13 protein-coding genes are annotated in these 16265 nt (G+C 65.4%); 2 read left to right on the top strand and 11 right to left on the bottom strand.

Features of this window, described 5'->3' with window-relative positions:
- Positions 1-19: 19 nt before the first annotated feature.
- Entirely contained in the window at positions 20-1423 is a 1404-nt protein-coding gene (locus tag M3I54_RS10900; protein WP_254335632.1) for a tetratricopeptide repeat protein, read from the bottom strand.
- Between the two features lie 263 nt (positions 1424-1686).
- Here M3I54_RS10900 and purB point away from each other — a divergent pair, with 263 nt between their 5' ends.
- Positions 1687-3075, top strand: coding sequence for an adenylosuccinate lyase (gene purB, locus M3I54_RS10905; RefSeq protein WP_254335633.1), 1389 nt, complete (start codon positions 1687-1689; stop codon positions 3073-3075).
- 96 nt (positions 3076-3171) lie between these two features.
- Here purB and M3I54_RS10910 read toward each other — a convergent pair whose 3' ends face one another.
- The 4 genes from M3I54_RS10910 to edd all read right to left on the bottom strand — a co-directional run bounded on the left by M3I54_RS10910 (position 3172) and on the right by edd (position 7973).
- Positions 3172-3681, bottom strand: a complete 510-nt coding sequence (locus tag M3I54_RS10910) for a gluconokinase (RefSeq protein ID WP_254335636.1) — start codon at positions 3679-3681, stop codon at positions 3172-3174.
- A gap of 79 nt (positions 3682-3760) precedes the next feature.
- Positions 3761-5122, bottom strand: a complete 1362-nt coding sequence (locus M3I54_RS10915; RefSeq protein WP_254335638.1) for a GntP family permease — start codon at positions 5120-5122, stop codon at positions 3761-3763.
- Between the two features lie 293 nt (positions 5123-5415).
- Complete coding sequence (gene eda / locus M3I54_RS10920; protein ID WP_110385350.1) at positions 5416-6057, bottom strand: bifunctional 4-hydroxy-2-oxoglutarate aldolase/2-dehydro-3-deoxy-phosphogluconate aldolase; 642 nt, start codon at positions 6055-6057, stop codon at positions 5416-5418.
- A gap of 2 nt (positions 6058-6059) precedes the next feature.
- Complete coding sequence (gene edd, locus M3I54_RS10925; protein WP_254335640.1) at positions 6060-7973, bottom strand: phosphogluconate dehydratase; 1914 nt, start codon at positions 7971-7973, stop codon at positions 6060-6062.
- Positions 7974-8262: 289 nt separating this feature from the next.
- Between edd and M3I54_RS10930 the strand changes: the two genes are divergently transcribed.
- Positions 8263-9120 carry a MurR/RpiR family transcriptional regulator gene (locus M3I54_RS10930; protein WP_254335642.1) on the top strand — a complete coding sequence of 286 codons (858 nt, stop codon included), beginning with the start codon at positions 8263-8265 and terminating at the stop codon, positions 9118-9120.
- Positions 9121-9205: 85 nt separating this feature from the next.
- On the opposite strand, the gene M3I54_RS10935 is transcribed toward M3I54_RS10930, so the two are convergent.
- The 6 genes from M3I54_RS10935 to M3I54_RS10960 all read right to left on the bottom strand — a co-directional run bounded on the left by M3I54_RS10935 (position 9206) and on the right by M3I54_RS10960 (position 16263).
- Entirely contained in the window at positions 9206-9628 is a 423-nt protein-coding gene (locus M3I54_RS10935) for a CopD family protein (RefSeq protein ID WP_028201932.1), read from the bottom strand.
- 75 nt (positions 9629-9703) lie between these two features.
- On the bottom strand, positions 9704-10975 hold the full coding sequence (locus M3I54_RS10940) for a glutamate-5-semialdehyde dehydrogenase (RefSeq protein ID WP_254335787.1): 1272 nt from the start codon (positions 10973-10975) through the stop codon (positions 9704-9706).
- Positions 10976-11172: 197 nt separating this feature from the next.
- Entirely contained in the window at positions 11173-12375 is a 1203-nt protein-coding gene (gene holA, locus M3I54_RS10945) for a DNA polymerase III subunit delta (protein WP_254335649.1), read from the bottom strand.
- Positions 12376-12418: 43 nt separating this feature from the next.
- Positions 12419-12982: an LPS assembly lipoprotein LptE gene (lptE, locus tag M3I54_RS10950; RefSeq protein WP_254335650.1), complete on the bottom strand. Its 564-nt coding sequence runs from the start codon at positions 12980-12982 to the stop codon at positions 12419-12421.
- A 101-nt stretch (positions 12983-13083) separates the two neighbouring features.
- Positions 13084-15678: a leucine--tRNA ligase gene (leuS, locus tag M3I54_RS10955; protein WP_254335651.1), complete on the bottom strand. Its 2595-nt coding sequence runs from the start codon at positions 15676-15678 to the stop codon at positions 13084-13086.
- Between the two features lie 153 nt (positions 15679-15831).
- Entirely contained in the window at positions 15832-16263 is a 432-nt protein-coding gene (locus tag M3I54_RS10960; RefSeq protein ID WP_254335654.1) for a biopolymer transporter ExbD, read from the bottom strand.
- Positions 16264-16265: the final 2 nt, after the last annotated feature.

Below are 16265 nucleotides of genomic sequence, written 5' to 3' on the forward strand. Positions count from 1 at the left end.
CGGATGAGAAGTCCGCATTCTAGGCCGGCGGGCGCACGCCTGGGCGCCGGTGCGGCGAAATTCGCGCGGCGCGCCGGCCGGATACCTTAGCGGGACGGATCGGAAAGCGCGGCTTCCAGTCGCCGGGCGCGTCCGTCGGCCAGCGGCCCGCGATCGGCGCAAGCTGTGCGGCCCCCGGGCCCTTCTGGATCGCGAACCAGGCATTGCCGGTGGGCGCGGAGAGCGGCAGAAGCGACTTGAGGGGCACGGAACGGAAAGCGTCGAAATGGTGGCGCGGGTTGCCCGCCCAGACGAGCCCGATACGGCGATGCGCGGCGCCCGACAGCGCGTTCACACGTGCGCGCCAAGCCGCGACCTGCACAGTATCGGCGCGCATATACGGCGTGCTGGAGTCGATCGGCCGGCCGGGAAACTTCAGCGGCAGGCTCTTCGTGTCGCACCAGTAGTCGTATTCCGAGGCGATGGCTTCGTCGCTCGGCGCGGCGTCGAGCACGCGCGCGACACCCGGCACCGTCGCCGCGAGCGACGCCAGTTCCGGCGCGACCCACGCGTGAACCTGCGCGCCCATCTGCGCCAGCAGGCCCGCATAGCGCACGAACTGGATCTGATCGCCCACGCCCTGCTCGCGGCAGATCAGGAAGGGCTTGCCTTCCAGCGGCTCGCCCCGCCACTCAGCGCACGGCAGCTTGCGGTAGTTGGCCCTGGCGGTCGTGGTGAGCTTGCGGTTCTCGAAGAGCGGCCAGCCGCCGGTGTAGCCTTCGCGCCTGAGCATCAGCATGCCGAGTTGAAAGCGCGATTCCGGCAAGTCGGGGTTCAGCTCCAGCGCGCGGCGGTAGTCAATCTCCGCTTCGTCGTAGCGCGCGAGCGCGGTCAGCGCGAATGCCAGATTGTTGATGATGGCCGCCCCATCGGGCTTGAGTTCCGCGGCACGCCGATAGAGCGGAATCGCCTCTTCGTAGCGGTGCATCGCGTCGTAGGCATAGCCGAGTTCAAAGAGCGCGAGCACGTTGTCGGGCTCGCGTGCGACCACGGCCTCGAAGCAGGCGGCCGCCTCGCCGTGCTTCTCCATCGAGCGCAGCAGCCGGCCCATGTGGATCAGCGTCCTCAGATCACGGGGATCGAGCGCGGCGGCAATGCGGAACTCCGCAAGTGCGGCGTCTCGTTCGCCGTTGGCTTCCCGTGCGCGCCCGAGATTGAACACGAAGTGTGCGGATTGCGGCTCCAGCGAACGCGCACGCCGATAGCGCTGCGCCGCGCCGGCGAGATCGCCGAGTTCCATCAGCGCATTGCCGAGATTGTTGTGCGCGTTCGCGAAGTCGGGGGCGTGGGCGTCGTCGATCCGGCCCGCGCGGTGACAAGCAAGACCGGCTTCGATCAGGGCAGCGACGTGGTCGGTGGAGAGGATGGCAGCATCGACAGTCATGGCAGCAAATATTTGATTAAGCGCAAACTTTTGACGTGATCGCACTCTATATCCGTCTCAAAACGCCCGATCCCGGTAAGAGGCTGGCGCGACTGAACGCCTCAGGGCGAGTGACGAGCCTCCGCTCAGCCGTTGCGGAGAGCGCCGGCCTCGGCCTCTGTCGGCAAGGTGATAAAATCTGGGGTTCCCGCCGTCTCGAATCTGACTGCAACCGACTGCCAACTGAGCCCAACTCAACGTAAGCCCTACGTTACGTCCCCATCATGTCCGACACTCGTCCCGATACCCTCTTCGCGCTCAACGCGCTCTCCCCGCTCGACGGCCGCTACGCCTCGAAAACCGAAGCGCTGCGCGACTGGCTCTCGGAAGCCGCGTTCATGCGCAACCGCGTGACCGTGGAAATCCACTGGCTCATCGCGCTGTCGCAGGCCGGTTTCGCGGAAGTGCCGCGCTTCTCCGCAGCCTCGGAGCAATTCCTGCTCAAGCTCGCCGAGAACTTCACGGCGCACGACGCCGCGCGCATCAAGGACATCGAGCGCGTGACGAACCACGACGTGAAGGCCGTGGAGTACTGGCTCAAGGAGTCGGTGAAGGGTCAGCCGGAACTGGAGCGCGCAAGCGAGTTCATCCACTTCGCCTGCACCTCGGAAGACATCAACAACACGTCGCACGGCCTGATGCTCGCGGGCGCACGCGAGCACGTGATCCTGCCGGCGCTGCGCTCGGTGCATCAACGCCTCGTCGCACTCGCGCACACGCATGCCGGGCAGCCGATGCTCTCGCGCACGCACGGCCAGCCGGCGAGCCCCACGACGCTCGGCAAGGAAATCGCCAACGTCGCGGCGCGTCTCGCGCGTGCGATCCAGCGCATCGAGAAGGTCGAACTGCTCGGCAAGATGAATGGCGCGGTCGGCAACTTCAACGCGCATCTCTCGGCGTACCCGGAGTTCGACTGGGAAGCCTTCTCGAAGGAAGTCGTCGAGCAGCGCCTGAAGCTCACGTTCAACCCGTACACGATCCAGATCGAGCCGCACGACTACATGGCAGAACTGTTCGACGCCGTCGCGCGCGCGAACACGATCCTGCTCGACCTCGACCGCGACGTCTGGGGCTATATCTCGCTCGGCTACTTCAAGCAGAAGACCAAGGCCGGCGAAATCGGTTCGTCGACCATGCCGCACAAGGTCAACCCGATCGACTTCGAGAACTCGGAAGGCAACCTCGGCCTCGCGAACGCGACGCTGCGCCACCTCGCCGACAAACTGCCGGTCTCGCGTTTTCAGCGCGACCTGACCGACTCGACGGTGCTGCGCAACATCGGTGTGGCGTTCGGCTATTCGCTGCTCGCCTATGACGCGCTGATCCGCGGCATCGACAAGCTCGAAGTGAACCCGCAGCGCCTGAACGACGACCTTGACGCCACGTGGGAAGTGCTGGCCGAGCCGGTGCAGACGGTCATGCGCCGCTACGGCATCGAGAACCCGTACGAGCAGCTGAAGGAACTCACGCGCGGCAAGGGCATTACGCGCGAAGCGCTGCAGACGTTCGTTAGCGGTCTGGCGATTCCTGAAGACGCGAAGAAGCGTCTGCTGGAGATGACGCCTGCGTCGTACGTCGGCCTGGCGGTCGAACTGGCGAAGCGCATTTCGTAATCGCGACGCCGCAAGGCCATAAAAAAAGCGCTCGATGGAATCGAGCGCTTTTTCGTTTACCGCCGCACGATCGAGTGATCGTGCGTGGCCGCGAAATCAGGAGGCCTGATTGCGGCGCGCTTCCATCTGCTTCATCACCTCGTCGACGATCTGCTCGGGCGTGAGCTCGATGCTCACCTCGATCGCCTCATCGGCGCCCGGCTCTTCGAGCGTGTCGAGCTGGCTTTGCAGCAGCGACGGGTCGAAGAAGTGGCCGGTACGCGACGCGAGGCGCTCGTGCAGCACTTCGAGCGAGCCCTTCAGGTAGACGAAGCACACGTCGCGATCGTTGCCGCGCAAGATGTCGCGATACGAGCGCTTGAGCGACGAGCAGGTGAACACGGCCGTTTCGTGGGCGCGCTGCTTCTCCTCGATCGCCGCGCGAATCGTACGCAGCCACGGCCAGCGGTCGTCGTCGGTGAGGGGAATGCCGTCGTGCATCTTCTTTTTGTTGGCTTCGCTGTGGAAGGCGTCGCCGTCGGTGAAGGTGCACTCGAGGCGCTCGGCGAGCAATTCGCCGATGCGTGTCTTGCCTGCGCCCGACACGCCCATCGCTATCAAAATCATTGACTGCTCCTGTCGAACGGAGTTAGCGCTTTCGCGCTTACTCCGGTCCCATGCAACATGATTGCAACATAGTTGCGCGTTACACCACCGCTGCGAGGGCGAAGGTAAGCCCGAGGCCCAGCAGCGAAATAATGGTCTCCAGCAATGACCATGTCTTGAACGTCTGAACGACGCTCATGCCGAAATACTCCTTGATCAGCCAGAATCCGCCGTCATTGACGTGCGAGAAGATCAGCGAGCCCGAGCCCGTGGCGAGCACGAGCAGCTCCGGCTTCACGGTCATGGCGCTGGCCGATGCGATCGGCGCGACGATGCCGCAGGCCGTAGTCATGGCGACCGTGGCGGAGCCCGTTGCGAGACGGATCAGCGCGGCGACGAGCCAGCCGAGCAACAGCGGCGACAGATGTTCGTTCTGCGCCAGTTCGACGATCTGCTTCGACACGCCGCTGTCCATCAGCACGCGGCCAAAGCCGCCGCCCGCGCCCACGATCAGCGTGATGCCCGCGATCGGCGCGAGACAGTCGCCGCAGAACTTCTGGATCTGCTCGCGTGTAAAGCCGCGTTGCGCGCCGAAGGTCCAGAAGCTTACCAGCACGGCGATCAGCAGCGCGACGTCCGAGGTGCCGATAAAGTGCATCAGATTGTTCGGCAACGTCTTGGGTGCGAACACGAGATCGGCCCAGCTGCCGATCAGCATGAGGATCACGGGCAGCAGGATCGTGAAGAGCGTGACGCCGAAGCTCGGCAGCTCGCTATCGGGCTTGGGGTCGGCCTTGCTCACGAACTGCTCGGAAAGCGGATTGCTCTCCGGCAGCTTGATGTAGCGGTGAATGAAGAGCGCGAAAAGCGGCCCGGCGATGATCGCCGTGGGCACGCCCACGATCAGGCCGTAAGCGATGGTCTTGCCGATGTCGGCGTGATACGCCTGTACGGCGAGGAGCGCGGCCGGGTGCGGCGGAATGAGCCCGTGCACGACCGAAAGGCCTGCCACCATCGGCAGGCCGATCAGCAGCAGCGACTTGCCCGTGCGCTTGGCGACGTTGAACGCGATCGGTATGAGCAGCACGAAGCCGACTTCGAAGAACACCGGCAAGCCGACGATGATCGCGACGACCATCATGGCCCAGTGAATGTTCTTCTCGCCGAACCAGCGAATGAGCGTCGTGGCGACGCGCTCGGCGCCACCCGACTCCGCCATCATCTTGCCGAGCATCGTGCCGAGGCCCACCACGATGGCGATGTGGCCGAGCGTGTTGCCGTTGCCGGTCTCGAACGACTTGACGATCTGATCCATCGGCATGCCGACGGCGAGGCCGAGCAGCAGCGAAACGATGATCAGGACGAGAAACGGATAAACCTTGAAGCGCGTGATCAGCAAGATCAGCGCGGCGATCGCGACGAGCGCGTAAATCAGCAGCATGCTGCCGTGGGCCACTCCCATGAGGCTCCTCTCCAGGTAGTTGTTCGAAGTCCTTTTGCCCTGTGCGGCGACGGATGAGCGCAGCAGCGGCCCACGCGGGACAAAAGTTGTCGGCCGTCGCCGGGCCGGGGATTGTAGAGCTTATAACGACTTTTCGTGCAGCGTGCTTGAAAGACACGCGAGCCGCGCAAAGCGCGCGCCTGAAAGGCGCCGTTTGCGCGGCTCGTTGCACGCCCTTCGTACATGCGGGGCGCGGCATTCCGGTCTTCGTTGCGCCGCAGCATGCGGCGCGCGCGTCGAGCGCAAGCGCTCGATTAGCGCACCGGGCGCGACAACTCGCTCGCGGCGTGCGCCAGGCGCGTGACTTCGTCCCAGTTCTGCGCGGCGATGGCCGCCTTCGGCGTGAGCCACGAACCGCCCACGCATACCACGTTGGGCAGCGCGAGGAAGGTCGGCGCGGATTCGGCGCTGATCCCGCCCGTCGGGCAGAACTTGAGCGTCGGGAACGGGCCATGGAAGGCCTGCAGCATGTTCAGCCCGCCGGCCGGAACCGCCGGGAAGAACTTGACGATCTCGTAGCCCAGTTCCATCGCGACGATGATGTCGGTCGGCGTCATCACGCCCGGCAGGAGCGGCAGGCCCGCGTCGAGCGAAGCCTGATGGATCTCGCGCGTGAGGCCCGGCGAAACGCCGAACTGTGCGCCGGCCTTCTTCGCGAGCGCGCAGTGCTCGGGCTTCGTGATCGTGCCCACACCCACGACAATGTCCGGCGCGATCTTCGCGGCGCGCTCGATAGCTTCGAGGCCGGCCTTCGTGCGCAGCGTGATTTCGAGCACCTTCACGCCGCCCGCGTGGAGTGCGCGGGAAACGTGCTCGCCCTGCTCCGGCGTGTCGAAGGCGAGCACCGGGATAACGGGACCCAGGCGAACGATGTCGGCGACTGTGCTATTTGCCATGTTCAGGCTCCTTGATGATGAATTGAGTTCGCGGCGTGGGCCGGCGCATGGGCGGCCGCAGCGGCGGGTGCGGGCGCGGCCTGCTCGCCCACGAGCGGACCGAACACCGTGGCGCCCAGCTCCGCCGGTGCGGCGGTGGCACGGAACACGCCGAACAGCTCGCGGCCAAAGCCCACTTCATTGAGCTCCTGATGCGCAGGCTGCGCGACCGGGCGCGCGTCCCACTCGGCTGCGTCCACTTCGACGTCGAGCACGCCTTCCACCGCGTCGATCGCGATCGTATCGCCGTCGCGCACCTTGCCGATCGGGCCGTGCAGCAGCGTTTCCGGCGAAACGTGGATGACCGCGGGCACCTTGCCCGACGCGCCCGACATGCGCCCGTCGGTCACGAGCGCCACGTGAAAGCCCTTGTCCTGCAGCACGCCGAGCAACGGCGTGAGGCGGTGCAGCTCCGGCATGCCATTCGCGCGCGCGCCCTGGAAGCGCACGACGGCCACGAAATCGCGCTCGAGTTCGCCGCGGTCGAACGCTTCCTGCACGGCTTCCTGCGAATCGAACACGATGGCGGGCGCACGCACCTTGCGGCGCTCCGGCGCGACAGCGGAAACCTTGATGACGCCGCGGCCCAGACGCCCCTGCATCAGGCGCAGGCCGCCGTCCGGCTGGAACGGCGTCGGGAACGGACGCAGAACGGTCTCGTCGGCGCTTTTCTCGACCGCCGGCACCCAGGTGAGCTTGCCGTCGATGAGCTTCGGCTCCTCGGTGTAATGACGCAGTCCACGGCCCGCAACGGTATTCACGTCTTCATGCAGCAACCCGCCGTCGAGCAGCTCGCGCACGAGGAAGGCGATGCCGCCCGCTGCGTGGAAATGATTCACGTCGGCTTTGCCGTTCGGATAGACGCGCGCGAGCAGCGGCACGGCGTCCGAAAGCACGTCGAAGTCGTTCCAGTCGATGATGATGCCCGCCGCCCGCGCCATCGCCACGAGGTGCAGCGTATGGTTGGTCGAGCCGCCCGTCGCCATCAGCGCGACGATGCCGTTGATCACGGCCTTCTCGTCGACCACATGGCCGATCGGCGTGTAGTGGCCGCGCTCGACGGTGAGCTCGAGCACGCGGCGCGCCGCAGCGGCGGTGAGTTCGTCGCGCAACGGCGTATGCGGATGAATGAAGGCCGAACCCGGCAGATGCAGGCCCATGATCTCCATGAGCATCTGGTTGCTGTTGGCCGTGCCGTAGAACGTGCAGGTGCCGTGGCCGTGATACGCGGCCGCCTCCGATTCGAGCAGCGCCGCGCGATCGCACTGGCCCGTGGCGAACTGCTGGCGCACCTTGGCCTTGTCGTCGTTCGTGATGCCGCTCGTCATCGGGCCAGCGGGCACGAAAATGGTAGGCAGGTGGCCGAATTGCAGCGCGCCGATCACGAGGCCCGGCACGATCTTGTCGCACACGCCAAGGCAGAGCGCCGCATCGAACATGTTGTGCGTGAGCGCGACGGCCGTGCTCATCGCGATCACTTCACGCGAAAAGAGCGACAGCTCCATGCCGGCGTTGCCCTGCGTAACGCCGTCGCACATCGCCGGCACGCCGCCCGCAAACTGCGCGACGCCCCCGCCTTCGCGGGCCGCCTTCTTGATGATGTCGGGGAAATCCTTGTAGGGCGCGTGCGCCGAGAGCATCTCGTTATACGCCGAGACGATGCCGATATTCGGCTCACGAATCGACTTGATCGAGATCTTGTCGCGGCCTTCGAGGCCGGCGAAGCCGTGGGCGAGATTCGCGCATGAGAGCGCGCCGCGCGCCGGGAACCGGTCCTGAGCCGCCGCGATGCGCGCCAGATAGGCCTCGCGCGTGGGCTTGCTGCGCTCGATCACGCGTTGCGTGACCTTCATCAACTGAGAATGCGGGGAAACCATCGAATCTCCTTCCTTCTTGTCACGGCGGGGACGCTCGGGGCCAGATTAGGCGCGCCTGGAGCGCACTAGACAGCGATGGCGCGATGTTAGTAGAAAAACTACACGCCGACAATCCCGGTAAGACCCTGGGAGCGCGACGTTAAACGAACGCCTAGTCTCATTATTTACAGGCCTTGCGCGATGATTCGCGCAAGTACTGAAAAGAAGCAAACGGCGATTCTGTAGTTTTTGTACATAACGTCCGATCCGTTATAGTCCACGGATCTTTCAGCATAGTGCGAGTTTCCAGATGCTGCTGTCCCAGGTGAAAGCCATGCGCGAGCAATTGCGCCCTTCGGAGCGCAAGCTCGCCGATTACGTGATTCAAGCGCCGCGCGAGGTGCTCGATCTTTCGATGACCGAGTTCGCCGAGCGCGCGGGCGTGAGCCAGCCGACCATTGCGCGGTTCTGCCATGCGCTGGGGTTCTCGGGATTCCGGGAGTTCAAGATTCGCCTCGCGCAGGCCGTTGCCGCCGATCTGCCGACCGAGCATCCGGCCGTGTACCGCGACGTGAGACCGGATGAGCCGGTGCCGGGCGTCGCGGCCAAGGTGCTCGAGCGCACCATTGGCGCGCTCGTGCAGGTGCGCAACAACCTCTCCACGGACTCGCTCGCCGCGGCGATCGGCCTGCTCGCGCATGCGGCGCGTATCGAGTTCTATGGTGCGGGTGGCTCGGGCATCGCTGCGCAGGATATGCAGCACAAGTTCTTTCGGCTCGGCATGCCGAGCGTCGCGTATTCGGATCCCCATACGTTTCTGATGTCGGCGGCGCTGCTAGGCCCCGGCGATGTCGTGGTGGCGATCTCGAACACGGGCCGCACGCGCGACATCGTGGACGCCGCGCGCACGGCGCTCGATCGCGGCGCCAAGGTAATCGCGATCACGCATGGCACTTCGCCGCTCGCGCGCCTGGCGAGTGTAGGCCTGCACGCAAACGTCGATGAGGACACCGACGTCTTCTCTCCGATGACTTCGCGGACGTCGCATCTCGCTATCGGCGACATACTCGCGGTGGGTGTGGCGCTGCAGCGCGGTCCGGAGCTTGCGGAGAAACTCGCCGATGCGAAGGAGATCATCGCGCGAAGAAGACTGGACGAGAACGGTTGAGCCTCAGACACCCGAGGCGTAAAGTCGGGCGGCGCCAATGCCGCCCGTCAGGAAAGGCATGGGAGAGGACGAAGGATATCGCGCGTCAGAAAGGCTTGATGACGGCGAGCGCCACCGCAGCCAGCATGCCGAGCACGGGAAGCTCGTTGAACATGCGATACCACTTGTCGGAGCGGCGGTTTTCGCCGCGCTCGAAGGTCTTGAGCAAACGTCCGCAGTATGCGTGATAGCCGATGAGCAGCAGCACCACGCCCACTTTCGCGTGGATCCACCCTTGACCGCGCCCGATCCCCACCACGAGCCACAGCCACAGTCCGCACAGCAGCGCGGGCACGGCGATCATCGTCATGAAGCGGTAGAGCTTGCGCGCCATGATGAGCAGGCGCTTGACGGCCGCGGGTTCGGTTTCCATCGCGAGATTCACGAAGATGCGCGGCAGGTAGAACAAGCCCGCGAACCATGAGGCGATCAGTACGATGTGAAACGTCTTGACCCAGAGCATCGACATTATTTTTTCTTCTTCGTGAGCGATTGTGCAACGAGGCGGCGCGCTACGCCGTGCTCCGCCTCGTGCGATGCGTGACTATTGACGGCCTTCGCCGTGCCCAAGCACCACGTACTTCAGCGAGGTCAGCCCTTCCAGGCCGACCGGGCCGCGCGCATGCAGCTTGTCGTTCGAAATGCCGATCTCCGCACCAAGACCGAACTCGAAGCCGTCGGCGAAGCGCGTCGAGGCGTTCACCATCACGCTCGCCGAGTCGACTTCGCGCAGGAAGCGCATGGCGCGGTCGTGGTCTTCGGTGACGATCGCATCGGTGTGGTGCGAGCCGTAGGCGTTGATGTGCTCGATCGCGTCGTCGAGCGTGTCGACCACCTTCACCGCCAGCACGGGCGCGAGGTACTCGGTACGCCAGTCCTCTTCGGTCGCATCCACCAGCGGATCCACGCCCGCGTCGGCGAGAATCGAGCGCGCCACAGCATCCACGCGCAGTTCCACTTCCTTCTCGCGATACAGGCGGCCAAGCGGCGGCAGCACGTCGTGCGCAATGCCGCGCGCCACGAGCAGTGTTTCCATCGTGTTGCAGGTGCCGTAGCGGTGCGTCTTGGCGTTGTCGCAAACGGTGAGCGCGCGGGCGAGATCGGCGCGGTCGTCCACGTACACATGGCAGATGCCGTCCAGGTGCTTGATCATCGGCACGCGCGCTTCAGCTATCAGCCGCTCGATCAGGCTCTTGCCGCCGCGCGGCACGATCACGTCCACGTATTCCGTCATGGTGATGAGCTTGCCCACCGCCGCGCGGTCGGCGGTCTCGACCACTTGCACCGCGTCCTGCGGCAATCCCGCTGCGGCCAGCCCTTCGCCAATCAGCTTCGCGAGCGCCGTATTGCATTCGAGCGCCTCGGAGCCGCCGCGCAGAATCGTGGCGTTGCCCGACTTCAGGCACAACGCGGCCGCGTCGATCGTCACGTTCGGCCGCGACTCGTAGATGATGCCGATCACGCCCAGCGGCACTCGCATCTGCCCCACCTGAATGCCGCTCGGCCGGAACTTGAGGTTGCTGATCTCGCCGATGGGGTCCGCCAGCGCGGCGACCTGGCGCAGGCCCTCGACCATGGTCTTGAGCGCCTTGTCCGAAAGCGTGAGGCGGTCGATGAACGCCGCGTCGTGACCCTTCTCCTTCGCGCGCGCGAGGTCGCGTGCGTTCGCATCCTTCAATTGCTGCGCGTCGCGCTCGATGGCTTGCGCCACCGCTTCGAGCGCCGCGTTCTTCGCGGCCGTCGAGGCCCGTGCCATCGCGCGCGAAGCTTTGCGCGCGCGGCGGCCGAGGTCGGTCATGTACTGGTCGATATCCATGGTGTCTTTCGTCATGCGGCGCGTGAGGCGCAGTCAGATGAGCGCCAAGCGCGGTTTGATTCAAAGCGGTTCAGCCCGATTTTAAGGCCAGCCGCCAAGGTTTGCTGAACGTGGCCGGGCGGCTCGGCATGTGCACCGGCCGCGCAGCGGGCGTAAAGCAGGCGCCGAAGTGCCGGTTCAGGCAAGCGCGGAACGCTTCAGCCCGGTCGGCGCGACGGCCCTGCAGTGCGCGGTCGGGCCGCGGCCGCTGCGGCGGCTGCCGCCGCAGATGGGCTGCCTGATTGCGCGCGCCCTGGCGCCGCAGCACCACGCGCACCGGCGGCGGCGCGCGCCTGCGGTGCACCGTCACGAGGCGCGGCCACGGTCATGGCGAGTTCGAACAGGCCATCCCAGGCATCGGGCGGCAGCGCATTGCGCCAGTCGGCGCGCGATTGCCCCGAAAGCCCCTTTACCTGGCGGTCGAGGCGCGCCGCGAGCGCGAGACCGCGCTCAAGCGTCGCTTCGCTCAGGCGCGAGAGCGCCGGCCCGATGAGCCGCTCGCGCGGCCCCCACACGCGGTTCTCGCGCAGCAGCATGGCGAGCGGCTTGCCCGCCGCCACGCCGCGCTTGATGCGCAACAGCGTGCGAATTTCCTCGACCACGGCCCACAGCACCAGCACCGAAGCCTCGCCTTCGCCCTGCAGCCCGTCGAGCATGCGCGCGAGGCGGCCAACATCGCCTGTGAGCATCGCTTCGTTGAGCTTGAATACGTCGTAGCGCGCGACGTTGAGCACGGCGTCGTGAATCTGCTCGAAGCTCAGCACGCCTTGCGGATAAAGCAAACCAAGCTTCTGAATTTCCTGATGCGCCGCCAGCAGGTTGCCTTCGACACGCTCCGCCACGAATTGCAGCGCGCGCCGGCCGTCCTCGCCGGACGCAACACGCTGGCCTTGCAGCGCCAAACGCTGGCCGATCCAGTTCGGCAGCGCCGCGCGCTCGACGGGATCGACCTTCAACGCGACACCGCTTTCAGCCAGCGCCGTGAACCACGCAGACTTCTGCGTGGCGGCGTCGAGGCGCGGCAGCGTGACGAGCATCAGCACATCGGGATTCGAGGCAGCGGCGAGCGTCTTGAGCGCGTCCGCGCCTTCCTTGCCGGGCTTGCCCGACGGAATCCGCAACTCCACCAGTTGGCGATCGCCGAACAGCGACATCGACTGGCTCGCGCCGAGCAGCGAACTCCAGTCGAAGCCGCGCTCGACGGTGAACACCGAGCGGTCGGTAAAGCCCGCCGCGCGCGCCGCCACGCGGATGCGGTCGCACGCCTCCTGGGCAAGCAGGTGTTCGTCGCCGTAGACGACGTACAGGCTGGCGAGGCCTCTGGCGAGGTGCGGTTCGAGTGCGTCGGGTCGCAGTTGCATGGCGCTCGGTCGAAGATCGCTCAGTAGATAGAAACAGCGCGCATTACAGCGGCGGCGGCGGCAGCGGTGCGCGCGGCGCGACACCCGGCACGACCTGATCGGGCGTCGGGTTGATCGTTTTGAGCACGGCAAGGCGCCGCATGAGCTGGTCGACGGCGTCGTTCTGCATGTCGGTGAACAGCAGATCGGCTTCTTGCGTCTTGGCGGTCGCGAACTGATCGCTGTAGGTCAACGCGCGGTTCAGCGAAATCATGCTCGGCTGGATCAGGACGGTACCGTCTGGTCTCATCAGCACATAGTTCAGCGAGTAATTGACCTGATATTCCACGACTGCGCCGAGCGAATTGAGCGTGAGCGTGCTGAAGCTACGCCCTTCGGATACGCGCAGCACAGCGTCGGCATTGGCCACCGAGTCGACCACGACCGAATCGCTGCCGCCTTCGACCATACGCGAGAGGCGCCCGACGAGCGGCGGCGGCGCGCCGACGACGGCGAGGCGCTTGAAGGCGAAATCCTGCTCGCCGCGCAGCTGGAATCCGCACGCCGAGAGGGCCAGCGCGCTGCCCGCCACGAGCGGGAACAACCTGAGAAACGATCTGCGAATCACATGGACTCCCTGGGTTCGCGACAGAGTCGCCGGTGTCGGCTGAGCGGCGCCGCGCGGTGCTTCGCGCACTTCGCCGCTCAACATGGCCTTGGTTTGCCTCGTTAGACCACGACGTTCACGAGGCGGCCCGGCACAACGATGATCTTCTTCGGTGCACGGCCTTCCGCGAACTTGACGAACATCTCGTGCGCGAGTGCGGCCGCTTCGATCGCGTCCTTCGGTGCGTCCTTTGCCACCGTCACGGCGCCGCGCACCTTGCCGTTCACCTGCAGCACGAGTTCGATCTCGGCCTGCTCCAGCGCCTTTTCGTCGACCTTCGGCCACGGTGCGTCGAGCAGCGTGCCGTATTCGTCGCCGTAACCGAGCGCCTTCCAGAGTTCGAACGCGATGTGCGGCACGACCGGGTACAGCACGCGCAGCAGCACGCCGAACGTTTCGCGCTGCACGCCCGCACCCGCACCCTTGGCGCCGTCGATGGCGTTGAGCATCTTCATCGCCGCCGAAACGACGGTGTTGTACTGCAGGCGCTGATAGTCGAAGTCGGCCTGCTTGAGCACGCTATAGACTTCGCGGCGCAGCGCCTTTTCGACGTCCGTGAGCGCCGCCGCGTCGAACGAGGCGCGCGACTGGATCGCGTCGGCGTTCGCGTGGCCGAAGGCCCACACGCGGCGCAGGAACCGGCTCGCGCCTTCCACGCCCGCGCCAGACCATTCGAGCTGCTGCTCGGGGGGGGCCGCGAACATCGTGAAAAGACGCGCCGTGTCCGCGCCGTACAGGTCGATCAGCACCTGCGGGTCGACGCCGTTGTTCTTCGACTTCGACATCTTCTCGACACCGCCCAGCACCACGCTCTGGCCGTCGCTGTTGAGCGTCGCGCCAATCGGGCGGCCCTTGTCGTCGTGCGTGACGGTCACGTCGGCCGGGTTGTACCAGGTCTTCTTGCCCGACGCGTCTTCGCGATAGAAGGTTTCGTTGAGCACCATGCCCTGCGTGAGCAGGTTCTTGGCCGGCTCGCCGAACTTCACGAGGCCGAGGTCGCGCGAGACCTTCGCCCAGAAGCGCGAGTACAAGAGGTGAAGAATGGCGTGCTCGATACCGCCGATGTACTGGTCCATCGGCATCCAGTAGTCGGTGCGCTCGTCGACCATGTTCACGGCATCCGGCGCGGCGTAGCGGTAGAAGTACCACGACGAGTCGACGAAGGTGTCCATCGTGTCGGTTTCACGCTTCGCGTCGGCCCCGCACGTCGGGCACTTGCAGTTCAGGAAGGCTTCCGACTTCGCGAGCGGGTTGCCCGTGCCGTCCGGCACGAGGTCTTCCGGCAGCACGACCGGCAGATCCTTTTCGGGCACCGGCACGTCGCCGCATCGGGGGCAGTGGATGATCGGGATGGGCGTGCCCCAGTAGCGCTGGCGCGAAATGCCCCAGTCGCGCAGGCGCCATGTGACCTGCTTGTCGCCGAGGTCGAGCGCCTTGAGGTCGGCTGCGACGGCGTCCACGGCCGCCGTGTAGGCGAGGCCGTCGTACTTGCCGCTGTTCACGCAAACGGCGCGTTCCTTGTCGCCGTACCATTCCTGCCAGCCGTCGAGCGAGTAGGTCTCGCCTTCTGCGGCGATGACCTGCTTGATCGGCAGGTTGTACTTCTGCGCGAACGCGAAATCGCGCTCATCGTGGCCCGGCACGCCCATCACGGCGCCTTCGCCATAGCTCATCAGCACGTAGTTGCCGATCCACACCTCGACCTTTTCTTGCGTCAGCGGATGCGTTACGAAGAAGCCCGTAGGCATGCCCTTCTTTTCCATCGTCGCCATGTCGGCTTCCGCCACGCCGCCGCGCTTGCATTCGTCGATGAACGCCTGCAGCTCCGGCTTAGCCAGAGCGAGACGCGTGGCGAGCGGATGCTCGGCCGCGATTGCCGCAAAGGTCACGCCCATGATCGTGTCGGCGCGCGTGGTGAACACGCGCAACAGCTTCTTCTCGCCGTCCAGCTCGTACGGGAAGCCGAAGTTCACGCCGAAGCTCTTGCCGATCCAGTTCTGCTGCATGATCTTCACGCGCTCGGGCCAGCCGAGGCCGTCGAGGTCGTTCAGCAGTTCATCGGCGTACTGCGTGATGCGCAGGTAGTACATCGGGATTTCGCGCTTTTCCACGAGCGCGCCCGAGCGCCAGCCACGCCCGTCGATCACCTGCTCGTTGGCGAGCACGGTCTGATCGACCGGGTCCCAATTCACGGTGCCCGTCTTCTTGTAGGCGATGCCCTTCTCGAGCATCTTCAGGAAGAACCATTGGTTCCACTTGTAGTAGTCGGGCTTGCAGGTGGCGATTTCACGCGACCAGTCGATGGCGAGACCCATCGACTGCATCTGGCCCTTCATGTACTCGATGTTGTCGTACGTCCACTTGGCCGGCGGCACGCTGTTGGCCATCGCGGCGTTTTCGGCGGGCATGCCGAACGCGTCCCAGCCCATCGGCATCAACGTGTTGTAGCCGTTCATGCGCAGGTAACGGTACATCACGTCGTTGATCGTGTAGTTCCGCACGTGGCCCATGTGCAGCTTGCCCGACGGATACGGCAGCATCGAGACGCAGTAGAACTTGGGCTTGTCGGCCTTCTCGGCCGTCCGGTAAGCGTCGGTGGCGCGCCATTCGCCTTGCGCGGCGGATTCGACGTCGGAGGGAACGTATTTTTCGAGCATGGTGTGGGTGGTGAACGCTGGAAACGGGCGGTTTCGGTGCCGGATGCACCGGGCCGGCCGTTCACGATACCGGCAGATTGCGGCGGTTTCGCTGGGCCCGTTTTAAAGGAAACGTTGATTATACCGTTGACTGGCGCGCGCTCAGTGGCGTGCTCAATGAGCGCCGGCGGGCGGCTCGGTCACGAAGCCGAGGCGCGTGAGGCCGGCCTGCTGCGCGGCGCCCATCACCTGGGCGATCACGTCGTAGCGCGTCTCGCGTGCGGCGCGCAGCTGCAGCTCGGGCTGTTGCGACTCGGGCTGTTTGCCCGCTGCCGTAAAACGCGCGCGCAGTTCGTCCAGCGTGATGGGCCGGGCATTCCAGTAGAGCTTGCCGGCGGCGTCGATGGAGAGCGTGACGGTCTGCGCCGTTTGCTGCGCGGGCTCGGCAGCGACTTTCGGTAAATCGAGCCGGATCGCGTGCGTGAAGAGCGGCGCGGTAATGATGAAAATGACGAGCAGCACGAGCATGACGTCGATGAGCGGCGTCATGTTGATCTCCGACATCGGTGCCGCATCGCGCTTCTTTTCGAGTCCGCCGAATGCCATTG

The organism is Paraburkholderia sp. CNPSo 3274 (assembly GCF_024206475.1).
Lineage (GTDB): Bacteria > Pseudomonadota > Gammaproteobacteria > Burkholderiales > Burkholderiaceae > Paraburkholderia.